Below are 16638 nucleotides of genomic sequence, written 5' to 3' on the forward strand. Positions count from 1 at the left end.
ATGACACGTACTAATGAAACCTTAGGAATTATTGATATCGGCTCGAACTCCATTCGTCTAGTTATATATGAACTGGATCAGGACGAAGCCTATCGCATCATTCATGAAGACAAATACGCTGCTCGTCTGAGCAACGTTGTTGAGTCCGATGGAACCATTCTGCGTCATTCTCTGGATAAAGCCATTACCATCTTGCGTCAATTCAAAGCGACCTGTGAAGCGTATCAGACCAAACTGATCCGGGCAGCAGCTACGGCAGCTATTCGTAATGCAAGCAATGTCCTGCAAATTATCGAATGGCTGGAGACAGAGACGGGGCTTACCATTGAATGTGTATCCGGAGATCGGGAGGCCTATTATGGTTTCCTTGGCGTCACTCAGTCCATTGATCTGGCAGACGGTTACGTCGTAGATATTGGAGGCGGCAGTACAGAGATCACCGTCTTTCGGGATCGGAAAAGGTTACATAGCATTTCCCTCCCGATTGGTGCAGTGAATTCACATGCCCGATATGGGGGTGAAGATCAGTGGACCGAGGCGAATGCGATTGCGCTGTGCAATGAAGTCATTCAAGCGCTGAGTGGACAGGATTGGATTCGTGAGCATCCTGGCCTGCCACTCATCGGACTTGGCGGCACAATGCGTACACTCGCCAAAGTGGAACAAAAGCGTACTCAGTATTCTCTGCCGGTCTCTCATCATTATGAGATCAGTGAGGAAGCGATGGAGAACATCGCTCGCTCCTTGCCACATCTCACCTCGGCACAGCGCAAAAAGGTACCCGGGCTCGCCAAAGATCGCGCGGACATCATTGTGCCCGGCGTACTGATCCTGCGAACAGTCTTCCAGTTAATACAGGGAGATCGTTATGTGGTTAGTGGTGCGGGTCTACGAGACGGGTTGTTGCGAGATTACATGGCTGGAGGTCAGCCGGTCGTTCCGGATGCGCTGAAGGACAGTATCCGCAACTTTATCCATTTTGGTCCGCCTATTCCAGAGAAACGTCTGCAACGGATTCATCAGGATGCGGTTACCCTGTATACGGCATTACAAGGTACTCCTCCTGATCAAGCAGATGCCCGAATCCTGTATGCCTCCTCCATGCTGCACATGGCTGGTAAGCAGATTAACTATTTCCGTTATACGCAGCACTCGGCCTATTGGATCATGAATGCAAGCATCTATGGACTTTCTCACCGGGAGACCATTCTCAGTGCCAGTGCAGCCGATTATCATCCCAAAAAAAGAACGCCCCAGCTGCTGAACAAGCACCGGGACATTCTGAAGAATTCCGATGAGCGGCATGCTCATCGAATAGGCTCTCTGCTGCGCGTGGCCGAAGCCATTAATCGATCCGAGAGCATCGCTGCGATCGAAGCAACCAAAGAAAACGACTCGCTGCAGGTGCAATTCACCTGTACAGCCGAGCCGTTACTGGAACTTGAAGGCCTGGAAGAGGCCGTCAAGGATCTGCAGGAAGCCTGGGGAGTTAAGTTAAAGCACTCCATTCAGCAGGCTTCCAAGGGATAATCCCCATCGCCTCCGTCTGACTTCTCAGCGGGGGCTTTTCATTTTGTACAAATACATAATTGCCACCAGGCATAAGTTCTCTCGCTTTGACATTATCCATCAGGGACAGATTAAGGATATCGACCAGCATCTTCTTCAGCTCTGGATCGAATACAGGACACATCAGTTCAATTCTTCGATTCAGGTTACGTGTCATCCAGTCTGCACTGGAGATGTATACATCGGGGTTGCCGCTATTTTCAAAATAAAACAACCGTGAATGCTCCAGGAAGCGATCCACAATGCTAATGACCCGAATATTCTCACTGAGTCCCTCCACACCCGGACGCAGGCAGCATACGCCGCGCACAATCAGATCGATCTGCACTCCAGCTTGAGAAGCCTCGTACAATTCATCAATTATATCCTGATGAGATAAGGAGTTAATCTTGGCAATGATTCTGGAAGGTTTGCCTTTCAGCGCATGCTCCGTTTCCCGACGAATCAGTGCGAACAGTTCATCCTTCATGCCATCCGGAGCTACGCGGAAAGCCTGCAATGCCTTCGGACCGGAATATCCGGTGATTTCATTGAACAATTCGGATGCATCTTCACCGATTATCGGATTGGAAGTGAACAATCCCACGTCCGTGTATACTTTGGCTGTACTCTCATTATAGTTACCTGTTCCTACGTGAACATAACGTCTCAAACCCTCTTGTTCTCTGCGGACGACAAGAATAATCTTGGCGTGGGTCTTGAGCCCAACCAGTCCATATACCACGTGACAACCTGCCTTCTCCAGCTTGCGGGCCCACGCAATGTTGCGTTCTTCATCGAACCGGGCTTTCAGTTCCACCACAACCGTGACCTGTTTACCACTCTCAGCAGCAAGTGCAAGTGCCGGAATAAGGCGTGAATCGCCATTGACCCGATATAATGTCATCTTGATGGCCAGAACTCTTGGATCTTCCGAAGCCTCCAATATAAAATCAGTAACCGGTTCAAACGATTCGTACGGGTGATGCACCAGTACATCACGTTTGCGCAGCAACTCGAAATGACTTTCCCTTGGCAGGAACTCCAGTGGATAGACAGGCTTCACCGGACTGTATTTCAGATGCGAGAAACCTTCCAGACTATCTACGAATCCAGCCAGAAAACTCAGATCGAGTGGCCCATCCATTTCGTACACCGGGTCCTGAATATCGAATTCATCCTGCAATTGTAGCAAGGCATCCGGACGAAAATCCTTGCAGACCTCCAGCCGTACAGGAGCTCCCCTGCGTCTGCGTCGCAATTCCTTCTCAATCGCCTCAAGCAGATCTTCCGCTTCTTCTTCATTAATGAACAGATCCGCATTGCGGGTCACCCGGAATTCCTGTGCAGCAAGCGAGATATATCCGCTGAAGAGCGTGTGGATATGATGTTTGATCAGGTCTTCAATCAGGATGAATGTTTTCTTTTTGCTATTCGCCCGAATGGGAGCCTGAACCATCCGCGGTAGATTGGAAGGCACCTGGACAATAGCCATAAACGGCTCGCCCTCTTGCTCTCCTTCCTTCTGCAGCATCACGGACAGATAGACAGACTTGTTGTGTACCAGCGGGAACGGACGACTCTGGTCAATCGCCATCGGTGTGAGTACCGGGAAAATAATCTCATGAAAGTACTGGTCCATTGCGCGTTGCTGTGTCACATTAAGATCTGTATATTCCTGAATGTTTACGCCCTTCTTGGCGAGTAGACGAATAAGTTCACGATAAGTTCTATACTGCTCGGCGACCATGGTCCCGATTCGTTTGATCAATCTGCGATACAGTCCCGAAGGCGTATATCCCGTAAAATCCTTTTGCGTGAATCCGGCCTTGATCTTCTCTTTTGTCTCTGCCACTCTTACACTGACGAACTCGTCCAGATTACTGGCGACAATACCGAGAAATCTCATGCGTTCCAGCAGGGGTGTCGTTGGATCCTGGGCCTCTTGAAGTACGCGCCGATTAAATTCAACCCAACTCAAATCGCGATTAACGTAGTTACCTGTTTTGACGTCTCTATGCATGTATGGCCTCCGATGTGTTGCATATCTATTCTTGTTAATAGAAAAGTTAAACTAAAGAATATTTACACTTGCCACTCCGATGACAGAACAACCTTCCGATCGCGGTTATCCCCAGATTTTATTGATTCCCTTTTTTAAAGGGGAAAATTCGGGGATAAAGGCGAAGCGTATGCTTCCGATGCAGCTTTCTTTCAGAAAGCTTTTAGCTCCGCTTCTTCAGGTTATTTCTGCCCCCTCCGTTCTCATGTAAATGCTTAGTTCAATTTTTTATAGGTGCTGTAATTTAATTGTACTATTCGTAATCGACTTCAGGCGTCATCGCAGTGTAAACGCTACGTAAAATTTATGTAAATGATACCTCATGGGCGCAACTTTTTCCATCCCTTTACAAAGAGCAATAGACAGAGTAAAGTGATGTACAGTGTGATTTGGTGCGGTTGCTTGTTATCATTTCCAAATATCAGTGTCTAAAGGAGTATATAATGAAATCGAACAAACCTAGAACGTTACAAAAAAATATAGAGTTTTTCACGGCTGCACTCTCTCAATGTATCGTAAGCGCATGGCAGGAAGACCCGGCTGGCGTCTACTGTGAAGTGGGAAGCGGCATTGTCGAGCGGATCAGTGAAGACAGCGTACGCATTCGAAACAATGACGGAACGAAAAGTCACTATGCACGAGATATAACGATGTTCCAGACCGAAAAATAATTATGCGTAAATGAATCAATTTCATAATACCTTTGGCTGCTTCAATCAGGGCTAGATATAGATTAAAATACGTAAAAAAAGACTAGCTTTTCAAAACAAGGTGTTGTATACTCTTGCCACAAGGAAAGGAGGTGCGTCAACATTTCTAATGTCATGTTGAACGTGTCCCTTACCCGATCCACCAGCTCAAAATAAAATGAGTTTGGTGGAGGCGCGGGATACGGATCAATGTTTCAAAAAGCGCCACGGGTAGAAAAGCCGTCTTCGGACGGCTTTTTGTTTTGGCTTTTTTTGTAGAGAGGTTGAGAAAACAGCCAAAATATTGGTATTGGACCCTTTAGTTAAGTAAACCAGGATGGCTATAATTAGGATGCAACTCAACCTAAATCCGAGGAGGCATCTTGTAATGTTCAAAAATGTAAGGGGTTTCAAGACATCTATCATGTTGGCTTTTGTTTTGTTATTCACCTCCATCATGTTGCCCGCAGGTCAGCATGCCAGCGCAGCACCAAGTTTCGCCAAAGGAGCCGACATCAGTTGGGTTCCCGGAATGGAAGCTCAAGGCTACAAATGGAAAGATAAAAACGGCGTACAGCGCGACATCATTGATATTTTGAAAAAAGATTATCAAATCAATTCCGTTCGTATTCGGGTATTCGTTAATCCTTCGAATGATTATGGGAACGGTTACATGAATAAGGATCGTGCGGCTGCACTCGCACAACGTGCCAAGAATGCTGGCATGAGTGTAATGCTCACTCTGCACTACAGCGATTCCTGGGCAGACCCTGGTCAACAGACCAAACCAGCTGCCTGGAAAAACTATACGTTCCAACAGCTCATGGATGCGGTATGGAACCACACTCGTGAAGTTATGACGGCGATGCAAAGCAAAGGCGTTACCCCTGACTGGGTTCAGATCGGGAATGAAACAAGCAACGGCATGTTATGGGAAGATGGCAAAGCATCCACCAACATGAAAAACTATGCGTGGCTGGTAAACACAGGCCATAACGCAGTGAAATCCCTGAGCAGCGGCACCAAAACCATTGTGCATCTGGCAGGTGGCGATGATAACGCCCTCTATGTATGGAATATTGGTGGTCTGATTAATAACGGAGCTAACTTTGACATGATCGCTATGTCCCTCTATCCTTCAGCTTCCGGCTGGAACACCGCTGTGACAAATACGGTAAACAACGCCAAGGATATGATCAACCGTTATGGCAAAGAGATTATCATTTCCGAAATCGGCATGGACAATAATCAGGCTGCGGCTGGAAAAAGTTTTGTTGCGGCGATGAAAAACCAAATCCGCAATCTGCCAAATGGCAAAGGTAAAGGTGTATTCTACTGGGAGCCTCAGGCTACACCAGGATACAACAGTGGCTACGGCAAAGGCGCTTGGCAATCGAATATGATGCCAACGGTAGTCATGGAAGGATTTATTGACTAGGTACGGTGGGTAGAAGTGCGGGCTTTGGGGGGCAGCGTAGTGGCCGTTCCGGGGTCGGATCGTTCTTATGATCGCTGTTATCCCCAGATTTTATGAATTCCCCTGATAAGGGGAAAATCCGGGGATAAAGGCGACCGCTCCGCTTCTTCAGAATCGATTCCGCCCCCTCCACTACGTTGCTGCTCCTTGAGACACTTCTAAAACCGTGTGTAGGCAAGTTATTAGGGTAACGAAAGGCGGAAGGCGCTGTTCCCAGTGGGAGTAGCGCCTTTTGTGTGTTTTCGGCTAGCGTGCTGGACGTTCCGGGATCGGATCGGGCACTTCTAAAGCGTGTCGCGATCAATCGAGGAGGGGTGCACCACTCGGGCTGGAGACTGATGTTCTTTTGCTTACATATGAATATAATAAGTTTATTGAGATAACACATAGGATCAACTTCTTATTGGAGAGGAGGCATAAGGATGAGTTTTTTAAAAGGCATGGGTCAATTAGCTGGGGAAGTTACCGGGAAAGTGTTGGGCGGCAGTGTGAGGGTTGTTGGTGAAATTGCGGGAAGCCCCTTTATCAAAGAAATCGGGAACGGCGTAGAGAAAGCTACAATCAATACAGGCAAAACCGTTGGACAACTGGCTAGCGGGACATATGATCTTGCCAGTGGTGCAATTCGAAAAGATGATACCGCCATAGACGCGGGGCTTGCCGATATTGGAGGTGCTGTAACCACTACTGCAAAAGGTGTAGTGATATCAGCCAAGTATGTATATAAAAGCGGTAAAGATGTTGTTGTGGGCATGAAAGAGGAAGATAAAGAGAGAGTCAAGCTTGGTGCCAAGAATCTTTTAGCTGCTGCTGCGGTAACAACACTCGCTGTCAGTGTAATTGATGCAGCTGATGGGGCTGATGGTATGGATACGGCAGAATCTGGATTAGATCATCAATAACACGATAACCGAAGAAACACAGCCTAGCAGGGAAACAAAAATATGTAGGCAACTACATGAGATTTTTTCAAGTAAAATCCGTTGTTTCTTCTGCATGAGGTAAGAATAGATGAACACCGTTACCACAATGGGTAGATATAAATGAAGATCCGGACCATCCGTGCTCGGTAATAGGGTATTAATGAATCCACCTATCGTCTCGTTAACGAGCATAAATCCGTATATAACACCAATTATCGCTGAAATAGAAAACTGAATTAATGTCTGAACTACATCATTCTTTAAAAAGAATGGATCACGTTTACGGTAAAAGTTACTAACCATCATATATCTATTGCCTCCTCGTTTTCTTATTACTATTTTTGAATATTACTCCTGTATTTTACCATATCGTTGATCAGCTGCCTTCTTGGTTTTATCGAGTAATTGTTCCCCCAAATACGAAAAAATGGACCTGTCCACCTCATTGGCGGACAGGTCCATTATGCCATTCCCAAGATGCCTCTCTGTTCAGCTTACCTTAGCAAGTCTCGTAGCACGCATGGATGCGGCAGCGTACACGATAAGTGCTGTCCAGATCAGCGCAAAACCAACGAGCAGAACTGGCGAGACCGTTTCCTTGAACACAAACACACTCAGGATCAGCATGATTGTCGGACCAATATACTGTACGAAGCCTAGTGTGGACAATGACATTCGAGCAGCCGCCCGTGCAAAGAAAAGCAACGGCAACGCCGTCACCACACCGGAAAGAAGCAGTTCGAAGAACATCGGTGCAGGCAGAGTCCATGCCGTAGCTTTTCCCACGACGGCCAAGTAGATCCAGTAACCTAGCGCCACGGGCAGAACTACAGCTGTCTCGGAAAATAAACCCACAGAAGCGTCTTGCTTAATCTTCTTCTTCGCCAGACCGTACAAGCCAAATGACACGGCCAGTGAGATCGCAACCCATGGGAAACGTCCGTAGTCGATGGCAATGATAAGCACTGCGACACCAGCGATGGCAATCGCGAGCCATTGTCCACGGTTTGGCTTTTCATGAAGGAAGACAACCGCCAGCAGCACATTCAGTAACGGGTTCAAATAATAGCCCAGACTTGTCTCAACGACATGACCATTGTTAACTGCCCAGATGAAGATCAGCCAATTAATAGCAATTAGCAACCCACTCGCGGTAAGGGACAGCAGGGTCGAACGACTGCTCAGAATGCGCTTCATGTCACCCCAACGACGTTGGACGGCAACGAAAATCCCCATAAAGACAAATGACCAGACAACCCGGTGCGATAAAATCTCGCCTGCTGGTACATTTTCAAACAACTTCCAATACAGCGGGAGAACCCCCCACATGATATACGCAATGATCGCGTTGATTAATCCATTATTCATAACTAGTTCCCCTCTTATTGCTCTGATATCTCAACGGATTATACGCCTCGATCCTCGTTTAAGTAAAGGGGGTAATAGGTCATACAGGAATCCATGCCTAGTTCAAATGACTTTTTCTTTGAGCAAAATCCCCGTTTAGCGCAACCAAATTATACTTTGCGCTTTTTCTTTCTTACTCTCATGAAGAAGATAAAGATCGCCGCAAATACGACTACACCTACGATAAACAAATCAATATCTTGCTCAAACATAAACCACATTTTATGTTCTACGTTTACTTGTTGTTTTGGTGGAAATCCTTCCCCGAATAGCTCAGTTACTTGGTTCAAATGATTCATTTCGATGGTCAAACTGCACGGACTACTACTTAATTCGCCATCCACCTCGCTAAAGTATATTAAGTATTTGTTACCTTCCTTGAAATCAAACCCCCAAGTGAAGTTAGTTGCAATAATTAATTGAGAGTCAACTTCAGTATTCCAACTCCTCTCAACTTCCACTAAAATATATCTAATTTTCTCTTTGGTCCCCGTGAAACCCTCTTGCTTCAAGTCGACCTTTACTTGCTTTACTTCACCATAAACAGCTCCATCATATATTTCTAACTGTTCTTGGGGACCTCCCGATTCAGCACATGACAAAGCGTTAACATCTTGTGCATTTGTGATATAGAAAACGGTGGATATAAAAAATATTAACGTGAATATACGAAGCTTCAGTTTTTCCACCTTCTTCTCATGACGTTATTTCGTACATCTTTATTGACCTGTTTAACAGGAAAAATGTTGCATTTTCCCTGGCCGTTAGGTGAATGAACAAAGAAGCAACCAATCGGACACAGTTGGTTACTCCGCTAAGTCTTTATTAAGTTATCATTCAAGACTAATCTAAAAGAAATAAAACTAAGATATTTTTCTTACAGCAAACCATAGCTCAACAAAATTCAGTCCATCTTTAACTCCAGTAATTTCAAATTCCATTCCGTCGACCTGTTCATATCCTGTAGTAGGAAGCCATTCGGAAAAGAATCGTCTATATATGGTAGCATCACATTTGATCCTATTTTGGTTACTTTCACTTTCCTCCAACATGAAACACACCAATTACGGTTTCACCTTCCATGTCATATAGTGGAATATCACGACCATCTGGTGATCTGCTGTTCTGTATCGCAATAGCTTCCTCAGGTGTTTTTGGTTGCTCGCCATCTATGTCTTTTTTCAGCACATATCCTTCTGTACCACCCACACCTATCGCCCTGATTAATTCAGGTTCCGTTTCTGGAGAAGTAGCATCTGCGGCAGAACCGTATGTCTGTCCATTTTTATTTTTAGGATAAAGAGAAGTTATGTGACTTTGATTCATCGTATTTTTAGTATTTGTATATTGGGATAACCCTGAACCACTCGATACACTAATCATAAAAACCACAAAGAGCAATAGTATAACTCCTTTAGAATACATCTTCACAACTGTTCACTCCCTTATACTTTTAGGCTCGCAGAAAATCTAATTAAGAGAAGGAGGCCTCCATATAATCACATTTCCCTCCCAACTTTAGAATAATATAACATAGATTCAAAGGAGTAGTTGGAAGATGAACGATAATAATCTAACCTGTCTAACTTTATTGCAGAACATCCCTCTTCCATAACATAAAAAAACAGACGCCGATCTGTGGAGATCAGCGTCCGTTTGTATGTTCAATATTATAATTTAAAAGTGTTACTTCACTTCGCCAACAACGGTAAAGCGTTCGTTTTTGTGTTGCGGATTCTCGATTTCATCCACCAAAGCAATCGCATAGTCTGCATAGCTGATGTAGCTGTTGCCTTCGCTATTCACGAGAATAACGTCGTTGCCTGCTTGATATTTGCCTGTACGTACGCCTTCCGGATTGAAGAATCCAGCTGGGCTCAGGAATGTCCATTGAATACCAGAAGATGCTTGCAGATCCTGCAAGTTTTGACCCTGGTTCGTTGCAGTTGCTTTGTATGCATCAGGGAATCCTGGAGATTCAAAGACACGCAATGTCTTGGACTCGTCCGTGAACAGGCTTCCTGCTCCACCCACAACAATCAGACGAGTGTTTGGTGCATCTTTCAGGATATTGATCAACGCTTGTCCTACTTCCACATGCAGGTTTTCTTTACCCGCTGGAGCACCAAATGCATTCACAACCACATCGAATGCTTTAACATCTTCAGCTGTAAGATCGAATACATCTTTCTCCAGCGTGTTCAGGCTTTTATCTTCCAATTTGGATGCATTACGAACGATTGCCGTTACTTTATGCCCTCTGTCTGCCGCTTCTTTCAAAATTACACTTCCTGCTTTGCCTGTTGCACCAATGATTGCAATGTTCATCATGATCTCTCCTTTAAATTATCGATATTGTTTATGTTTGAACTTTATAATGTAACTATAATTGTTACAACTAAGTTTGTCAACCATGCACAATCAGTACACGCAAAAAAGCCCCTGATATCATGCCCGTGCTAAACGGATACAATTCAGAGGCTAGCTATTAAAGGGATTGCAAACTGCTTATTTCAAAACAAGATTGGGAAACCGCTGTACAACTCAGTTTTTTAACAATCCTTATCAGGCACACCCGCATCTTCCTTCGTACGGAAAGAAGATCCACAGCCGCAAGTGGCTACCGCGTTCGGATTATGAATGGTGAACCCACCCGTCATACCGGACTCTTCAAAATCAATTTCAAGTCCATTCAGATACTTCAGGTTTTCCTTCTCGACCACAACCTTCATGTTCTGAATATCCATATACAGGTCCTCATCGGACTCTTTATCGTCAAAGCCCATGGCGTACGAAAATCCGGTGCAACCGCCCGGTGCTACGCCAAGACGCAGGAACATACCAGGTGTCTCTTGCTGTGCAAGCATCTCTTTCAATCTGTCAGCAGCCGTTTCGCTGATGTTAATCATGCCAGGTCACTCTCCTTTTCGTTAACTCTTCTTTAAATTATACTCCACCCCGTCAAGGGTCTCAAGTCATGTTTGCCTCTTTCCGCGTTCCACCTGAACTCCTTTTTCTTCCCAGTGTATTGAACCCCCGGGACACGAGGTTTATAATGAATAGGTGGTCGCACTGAACTGTCGATATTTTGTCATGACTTATTCAGACGATGGTCATAATTGGAGTTGTAATTTTTTTCACATTTCGAGACTGCAGCGCAGTCCCCAATGCATATATGAGTCAACAGACTCCATTTTCTGAAAAATTTTAGCTTTCATATGCAGCACACGCTGCACCGGGTAAATAAGAGTTAGTCCATATAAGGGCGGCAGATGACCGCATCTTTGCTATGTAGTTCTGTAAATCAGGTCCTACACACAACTCAATTCCGGTAAAGAACAGGAGGAAACAGTATGTCTACATTGGTGACACCGTTCACAGACAAAAGAATGGCTGAAATCGTTGAGAAAGTGCAGAACGGCGTAAGGCTGAACGTAGAAGACGGCGTATATCTGTATGAAACAGATGATCTGCTGACTTTGGGCCAGCTGGCCAATGAGGCCAACTTGCGGAAGAATGGTAAGAAAGTGTATTTCATCGAAAACATGAGTCTTTACTTTACGAACGTATGCGAAGCCCGCTGCGCTTTTTGTAATTTCCGCAAAGACCAGGGGGAAGAAGGCTCTTATACATTATCCGGTCAGGAAATGATCGATTATGTGGAACAGCATATTCATCCAGGCGTACGTGAATTCCATATCGTAGGCGGTCATAATAACCATGTTCCTTTTCAGTATTATGTCGATTCCCTGCGTGCTTTAAACGAGAAATATCCGGATGTTACACTGAAAGCCTACACGGCAGCCGAGATTGATTTCTTCACCCGGATTAGCGGACTCAGTATCAGGGAAGTTCTGCAAGAGCTGCAAAAAGCAGGTCTGAAAACATTGACTGGTGGCGGCGCTGAGATTCTGTCGGATGAATATCGCAAAAAAATGCGTGTAGACAAAGCCAACGTGGACCGTTATCTTGAGGTGCACCGCACAGCTCATAACCTGGGCATGCGTACACATACAACGATGCTGTATGGTTCGATCGAATCCTATGAGGACCGTGTCAACCATATGGTGCAGATCCGTGAATTGCAAGACGAGACCAACGGATTCATGGTCTTTATCCCGCTCTCCATGCAGCCAAAAAGCAAAACTGCGAGCATTATGCGCCGTAACTCGGCTTATGAGGATCTCAAAACAATTGCCATCAGCCGTCTGATGCTGGATAACATCGATCATATCAAAGCCTACTTCATCAACATCGGTCCACAGCTGGCTCAAGTTGCGCTTGGATTTGGCGCTTCGGATGCACACGGCACGATCGTTCGCGAACGGATTAGTCATGCGGCAGGTGCACTCACACCTGAAGGCCTTACACGTAAAGAGCTCATATGGCTCATTAAGGGTGCAGGACGTATTCCGGTAGAACGTGATACGTTCTACAATGAAATCCAAGTGTACGAATAGGATAGAATTCCATCTACAACCAATATTGCACTAGCATCACTCCAGGACGCTGCTTCATTACAGGGAGACGTTTGAATTCGAGTGGTGCAAACTGCTAAAGTATATCTTCAATTTTCAATTCCTATTTTTCAATTATTCAAATCCAAACAAAAGGAGCAGCTATGTTATTGCATAGCTGCTCCACAGTTTACAGCCCCATTTCAGTGGGACTGATGCAGAAAGGAAGCCGAGTCATGAAAAATTTCGTCATTCTTGGAGGCGGTTATGGCGGCCTCACCATCATCAAGGAACTTCTGGAAGGTAAAATTCCATCCGATACACAAATTATTTTGGTGGACCGCAGCCCCTTTCAGGGATTAAAGACAGAATATTACGCACTCGCAGCAGGAACCGTATCTGATTATGACCTGCGTATCCAATTTCCAGTGAGCGATAAAGTCACTTACCGTTATGGAGAAGTTACTTCGATTGACCTGGAACAGCGTCAGATTGAATTTGAAGGCCAAGACCCGCTCGTTTACGACAAACTTGTTATTGGACTTGGCTGTACAGACCGTTTCCACAACACGCCAGGCGCAGAAGACTACAGCTGTACCATTCAGAGCTTTAGCAAAACACGCGAGACCTACCTGCGCCTTAATGAAGTCAAAGCCTATGGCAATGTGCACATCGTTGGAGGCGGATTAAGTGGTGTCGAGATGGCAGCCGAACTTCGTGAGAGCAGACCCGATCTGAACATTAGCATTCTGGATCGTGGTGAACGTGTATTATCCGCTTTCCCCCAACGTCTGTCCGTTTATGTGCATGAATGGTTTAACGAACATCAGGTAGAGACAAGCGGACATATCGCCATTTCACGCGTTGAACCAAATGCCATCTATAACCGGGATGAACAAATCCTAACCGATGCTGTCGTTTGGACTGCAGGCATTCAGCCAGTAAAAGTGGTACAGGATCTGGACGTAACCAAAGACCCTCAAGGTCGTGTCGTCCTGAATGAATACTACCAAATCCCGGAATATACCGATGTTTATGTCGTTGGTGACTGTGCGAGTGTCCCTTATGCACCTAGCGGTCAAGCTGCCGAAGTGCAGGGTGAGCAGATCGCCCATATTCAGCATGCCCTCTGGAAAGGCGAAAAGCCCAATCCACATCCACTCAAGCTTCGTGGCACACTGGGTGCACTTGGCAAGAAGTCCGGGTTTGGGCTGATGGGCAAAACGTCCATGATGGGACGTGTACCTCGTATTTTAAAAAGTGGTGTGCTCTGGATGTCCAAGCGCCATCTCGGTTAGTCGAGATCGAGCTCGTCCCAGGCATCGGCTTCGGCAATTTTGGCCAGAATGGCGTTATATAGATCTTCCACTTTGTCCGTGATGACAACTTCGCCATTCACCAGTGCAAAAGGAGTCATGTAACATTGGCCGCAGTTGGTGAGGCAGCCGTATTCAATCACATCATAGTCTGGATTTTCTTCCAGTTGATCCATGACTTCATCTGTTCCAAAATGCATATTATTGGCACAAAATTCAATAATCGGTCTCATGTAGTTTCACCTGCTTTGTTTGACCATTTTAATTTATGGCCATTTGTAATATAATATAGGAAGGAAAGGAGTTGAAAAAAATGAGCGAAAACGCACAAAGCACCATGTACGATGAGGTATCTGATGTGCTTGACAAACTTCGTCCGTTCCTGCAACGCGATGGCGGTGACGTGGAACTGGTCGACGTGGAGGACGGCATCATTAAGCTGAAACTGGTCGGTGCCTGCGGCAGTTGCCCAAGCTCCACCATTACCTTAAAAGCCGGGATTGAACGCGCCCTTCTCGAAGAAGTTGAGGGTGTACAAGAAGTCGTACAAGTATTCTAATCAATCCTTCACGAAATAAACCTCAAGAGCCTTTCGCTTCACATGAAGCGGAGGGCTCTTTTTTTGTGTGCATATGCAGAGAGTCCATTTCACTGTCACCTTGACCTATTTCCACGTCCATTCTTCCAATTCACTTTAAGCATCCTCGCGCTGTATGGTTGGACGAATCGGATCAAGTCCTCCAGATACATCCATAATGTTGCCTGTTATAAAATCAGAATGATCCAGACACAGATACGTAATGACTCGCGCAATATCTTCACCACTGCCAGGACGCCCTCTTGGCGTCTCTACGTCGGTTATGCCTGCCATCTCATCAATCGTTTTCTCTTTGTTCGCACCTCGAATGTCACCTGGACATACCATGTTAACCGTAATTCCATACGGGGCTTCTTCAACCGCGAGTGTCTTCGTAAAAGATACCAGACCTACCTTGGCAGCAGCATACACTGCGCGGTGGGGCCAGGATCTCGCTTCTCCAGCATGACTGAAGCCTAAATGAATGATGCGCCCCCACTGCTTGCGTCTCATCTCTGGCAACACACGTTGATCCAGCAACATAGGTCCCAACAGGTTACCCTGTACAAGCATCTGGACCTCACCTTCGGAATAGTCCGCAAATAATCGACGTTCACGAACAAATGGACCCGCGTTATTCACCAGAATATCAATGCTGCCCAGCTTGTCTTCCACCTGTTCGACCAATGAAGCAATATCTTCCACCTTGGATATATCCGCCTGGATGGCAATGCAACGCACACCCTTGGCTGTAATCTGAGCCCTTAAAGCCTCAGCTTCTGTTCTGCTGTGTACATAGTTGAGGGCAATATGACACCCCTGATCTGCCAGACTGAGGGCCGTCATTTTACCAAGACCTTTGGCACTTCCCGTTATGAGGGCAATCTTTCCCTTCACGTTCATCCCCCTCTTCAAAGAGCAGTCACTTATCCAGTATAAAAGATTTATCGTCCTCCTACAACTCGCTTATCCACAAGTCATTATCCACCTTTAATTCCAAATATATCTTGATTGAAATCAAACACCTATGGTACTGTCGATGATATTAACTTGAAAGGATCTCTACATGAACATGAAAAACAGAAGATCAACATTATTTATCACACTAGTAGTGGTCATTTTATTAGCATTCTCTAATGCTTTACAGGTTTCCGCGGAAAGTGAGACTGACCAAGCACCTGATGAGTATGATTGGATTACCGGACCTGCATCTGTAACCCTGGATGGAAAGGCCACACTGGAAGTCCCAGAAAGCCATTCCTTTCTGGATAAGGCCAATACCCAACGCTCGATACTTAACAGTGATGGAAAGCCTAACGGGAATGAAATTGGAAGCCTAACCAGCAATAGCGAATTCGGCTCGTGGTATGTTGTGTTCGAATACGTGAAGACAGGTCATATCCATGATGACGATCAAAATCTGAGTGCTGAAGAACTGTTAAGCAGTTATATCCGTGGCACAGAAGAAGACAACAGAGAGCTCGATCCTGAATATAGAACGTACATAACAGGGTGGGAAATCGAACCGGCATACGACAAGACCAAACATCAGTTGGTCTACTCCCTTGGTTTCAAAAATGCTTATCAGCAAGCCATGGTGAATTACAATGTAAAACTCCTGACACGTGAAGGGTATATCACAGCCATTCTGGTTACAGATACGGCCACCTTTCAACAGAGCCGCCAGGCATTCGAGGAAACGGTCCTTAATCAACTTAGCATCAATGCGGGATATACCTATGAGGAGTATGATGCTTCGACTGACAAAACATCCACCATAGGGCTCAATAGCCTTCTGATGGGCGGGATCGGGTACACGGCTTCCCAAAAATTCAGTGCTCTTCTTTTGCTCAAAAAAGGGTGGGCCTTAATCCTGGTTGTTGTACTCGGTCTGATCGGGTGGATCAGATACAAAATCAAAAGCTCAAACGGAGATGAAGAAAAACTCTCTCCCACCGAGAGAACGTACCTGCAAGAAGCTGATGAGCAGCAGTATGCTGATCAAAATGAATTATCCTACTACCGCCAATCTGGACATCACTCCAACACTGATAAAACAGAAGAACTCTGACTTATGTTGATCCCCGCGTCAGCACAGACTTATGTAACATAAAATAAGCCGTATATCTCTTCTGGAGAGATATACGGCTTATTTCTTACAAACTTTACATCATATCATTTC

General features: G+C 45.6%; 17 protein-coding genes. 9 read left to right on the forward strand and 8 right to left on the reverse strand.

Features of this window, described 5'->3' with window-relative positions; all coding sequences use genetic code 11:
- Entirely contained in the window at window positions 1–1530 is a 1530-nt protein-coding gene (locus AC1S8V_RS24365; protein ID WP_482071113.1) for a Ppx/GppA phosphatase family protein, read from the forward strand.
- Here AC1S8V_RS24365 and ppk1 read toward each other — a convergent pair.
- The gene (gene ppk1 / locus AC1S8V_RS24370; RefSeq protein WP_482071114.1) at window positions 1490–3571 is read right to left on the reverse strand and encodes a polyphosphate kinase 1; all 2082 of its coding nucleotides are present in this window, start codon (window positions 3569–3571) and stop codon (window positions 1490–1492) included. The genes AC1S8V_RS24365 and ppk1 overlap by 41 nt on opposite strands.
- Window positions 3572–3650: 79 nt before the next feature.
- Between ppk1 and AC1S8V_RS24375 the strand changes: the two genes are divergently transcribed.
- The 4 genes from AC1S8V_RS24375 to AC1S8V_RS24390 all read left to right on the forward strand — a co-directional run bounded on the left by AC1S8V_RS24375 (window position 3651) and on the right by AC1S8V_RS24390 (window position 6678).
- A complete protein-coding gene (locus tag AC1S8V_RS24375) occupies window positions 3651–3821 on the forward strand; it encodes a hypothetical protein (protein WP_482071115.1) in 171 nt (56 codons plus the stop codon).
- 232 nt (window positions 3822–4053) lie between these two features.
- Window positions 4054–4281, forward strand: a complete 228-nt coding sequence (locus AC1S8V_RS24380) for a hypothetical protein (protein ID WP_145325104.1) — start codon at window positions 4054–4056, stop codon at window positions 4279–4281.
- 406 nt (window positions 4282–4687) lie between these two features.
- A complete protein-coding gene (locus AC1S8V_RS24385) occupies window positions 4688–5737 on the forward strand; it encodes a glycoside hydrolase family 53 protein (RefSeq protein ID WP_036605759.1) in 1050 nt (349 codons plus the stop codon).
- A 461-nt stretch (window positions 5738–6198) separates the two neighbouring features.
- A complete protein-coding gene (locus AC1S8V_RS24390) occupies window positions 6199–6678 on the forward strand; it encodes a hypothetical protein (RefSeq protein WP_482071116.1) in 480 nt (159 codons plus the stop codon).
- A gap of 510 nt (window positions 6679–7188) precedes the next feature.
- Here the strand turns inward: AC1S8V_RS24390 and rarD are convergent.
- The 5 genes from rarD to AC1S8V_RS24415 all read right to left on the reverse strand — a co-directional run bounded on the left by rarD (window position 7189) and on the right by AC1S8V_RS24415 (window position 11015).
- Window positions 7189–8067 (reverse strand): EamA family transporter RarD, encoded by an 879-nt coding sequence (rarD, locus tag AC1S8V_RS24395; RefSeq protein ID WP_482071117.1) that lies wholly within the window; start codon window positions 8065–8067, stop codon window positions 7189–7191.
- A gap of 149 nt (window positions 8068–8216) precedes the next feature.
- Window positions 8217–8795 carry a hypothetical protein gene (locus tag AC1S8V_RS24400; protein WP_482071118.1) on the reverse strand — a complete coding sequence of 193 codons (579 nt, stop codon included), beginning with the start codon at window positions 8793–8795 and terminating at the stop codon, window positions 8217–8219.
- 346 nt (window positions 8796–9141) lie between these two features.
- The gene (locus AC1S8V_RS24405; RefSeq protein ID WP_482071119.1) at window positions 9142–9537 is read right to left on the reverse strand and encodes a hypothetical protein; all 396 of its coding nucleotides are present in this window, start codon (window positions 9535–9537) and stop codon (window positions 9142–9144) included.
- Window positions 9538–9792: 255 nt separating this feature from the next.
- Window positions 9793–10434, reverse strand: coding sequence for an NAD(P)-dependent oxidoreductase (locus tag AC1S8V_RS24410; RefSeq protein ID WP_047841293.1), 642 nt, complete (start codon window positions 10432–10434; stop codon window positions 9793–9795).
- 224 nt (window positions 10435–10658) lie between these two features.
- The gene (locus AC1S8V_RS24415; RefSeq protein WP_062837974.1) at window positions 10659–11015 is read right to left on the reverse strand and encodes a HesB/IscA family protein; all 357 of its coding nucleotides are present in this window, start codon (window positions 11013–11015) and stop codon (window positions 10659–10661) included.
- Window positions 11016–11459: 444 nt separating this feature from the next.
- On the opposite strand from AC1S8V_RS24415, the gene mqnE reads away from it, so the two are divergent.
- The gene (gene mqnE, locus AC1S8V_RS24420) at window positions 11460–12566 is read left to right on the forward strand and encodes an aminofutalosine synthase MqnE (RefSeq protein WP_482071120.1); all 1107 of its coding nucleotides are present in this window, start codon (window positions 11460–11462) and stop codon (window positions 12564–12566) included.
- Between the two features lie 233 nt (window positions 12567–12799).
- Window positions 12800–13861 (forward strand): NAD(P)/FAD-dependent oxidoreductase, encoded by a 1062-nt coding sequence (locus tag AC1S8V_RS24425; RefSeq protein WP_482071121.1) that lies wholly within the window; start codon window positions 12800–12802, stop codon window positions 13859–13861.
- Here the strand turns inward: AC1S8V_RS24425 and AC1S8V_RS24430 are convergent.
- On the reverse strand, window positions 13858–14112 hold the full coding sequence (locus AC1S8V_RS24430; RefSeq protein WP_062837976.1) for a YuzB family protein: 255 nt from the start codon (window positions 14110–14112) through the stop codon (window positions 13858–13860). The two genes, AC1S8V_RS24425 and AC1S8V_RS24430, sit on opposite strands and share 4 nt — an antisense overlap.
- Window positions 14113–14192: 80 nt before the next feature.
- Between AC1S8V_RS24430 and AC1S8V_RS24435 the strand changes: the two genes are divergently transcribed.
- Entirely contained in the window at window positions 14193–14438 is a 246-nt protein-coding gene (locus AC1S8V_RS24435) for a NifU family protein (RefSeq protein ID WP_053783253.1), read from the forward strand.
- Window positions 14439–14573: 135 nt separating this feature from the next.
- On the opposite strand, the gene AC1S8V_RS24440 is transcribed toward AC1S8V_RS24435, so the two are convergent.
- A complete protein-coding gene (locus AC1S8V_RS24440) occupies window positions 14574–15353 on the reverse strand; it encodes an SDR family oxidoreductase (protein WP_482071122.1) in 780 nt (259 codons plus the stop codon).
- A 175-nt stretch (window positions 15354–15528) separates the two neighbouring features.
- On the opposite strand from AC1S8V_RS24440, the gene AC1S8V_RS24445 reads away from it, so the two are divergent.
- Window positions 15529–16527: a DUF2167 domain-containing protein gene (locus AC1S8V_RS24445; RefSeq protein ID WP_482071123.1), complete on the forward strand. Its 999-nt coding sequence runs from the start codon at window positions 15529–15531 to the stop codon at window positions 16525–16527.
- Window positions 16528–16638 lie beyond the last annotated feature (111 nt).

The sequence above is a fragment of the Paenibacillus sp. B46(2026) genome, from assembly GCF_056786355.1.

Coding starts and splice junctions, on each gene's coding strand:
- AC1S8V_RS24365 (WP_482071113.1), top strand. CDS start 1: ATGACACGTACTAATGAAACCTTAGGAATTATTGATATCGGCTCGAAC.
- ppk1 (WP_482071114.1), bottom strand. CDS start 3,571: ATGCATAGAGACGTCAAAACAGGTAACTACGTTAATCGCGATTTGAGT.
- AC1S8V_RS24375 (WP_482071115.1), top strand. CDS start 3,651: ATGACAGAACAACCTTCCGATCGCGGTTATCCCCAGATTTTATTGATT.
- AC1S8V_RS24380 (WP_145325104.1), top strand. CDS start 4,054: ATGAAATCGAACAAACCTAGAACGTTACAAAAAAATATAGAGTTTTTC.
- AC1S8V_RS24385 (WP_036605759.1), top strand. CDS start 4,688: ATGTTCAAAAATGTAAGGGGTTTCAAGACATCTATCATGTTGGCTTTT.
- AC1S8V_RS24390 (WP_482071116.1), top strand. CDS start 6,199: ATGAGTTTTTTAAAAGGCATGGGTCAATTAGCTGGGGAAGTTACCGGG.
- rarD (WP_482071117.1), bottom strand. CDS start 8,067: ATGAATAATGGATTAATCAACGCGATCATTGCGTATATCATGTGGGGG.
- AC1S8V_RS24410 (WP_047841293.1), bottom strand. CDS start 10,434: ATGAACATTGCAATCATTGGTGCAACAGGCAAAGCAGGAAGTGTAATT.
- AC1S8V_RS24415 (WP_062837974.1), bottom strand. CDS start 11,015: ATGATTAACATCAGCGAAACGGCTGCTGACAGATTGAAAGAGATGCTT.
- mqnE (WP_482071120.1), top strand. CDS start 11,460: ATGTCTACATTGGTGACACCGTTCACAGACAAAAGAATGGCTGAAATC.
- AC1S8V_RS24425 (WP_482071121.1), top strand. CDS start 12,800: ATGAAAAATTTCGTCATTCTTGGAGGCGGTTATGGCGGCCTCACCATC.
- AC1S8V_RS24430 (WP_062837976.1), bottom strand. CDS start 14,112: ATGAGACCGATTATTGAATTTTGTGCCAATAATATGCATTTTGGAACA.
- AC1S8V_RS24435 (WP_053783253.1), top strand. CDS start 14,193: ATGAGCGAAAACGCACAAAGCACCATGTACGATGAGGTATCTGATGTG.
- AC1S8V_RS24445 (WP_482071123.1), top strand. CDS start 15,529: ATGAAAAACAGAAGATCAACATTATTTATCACACTAGTAGTGGTCATT.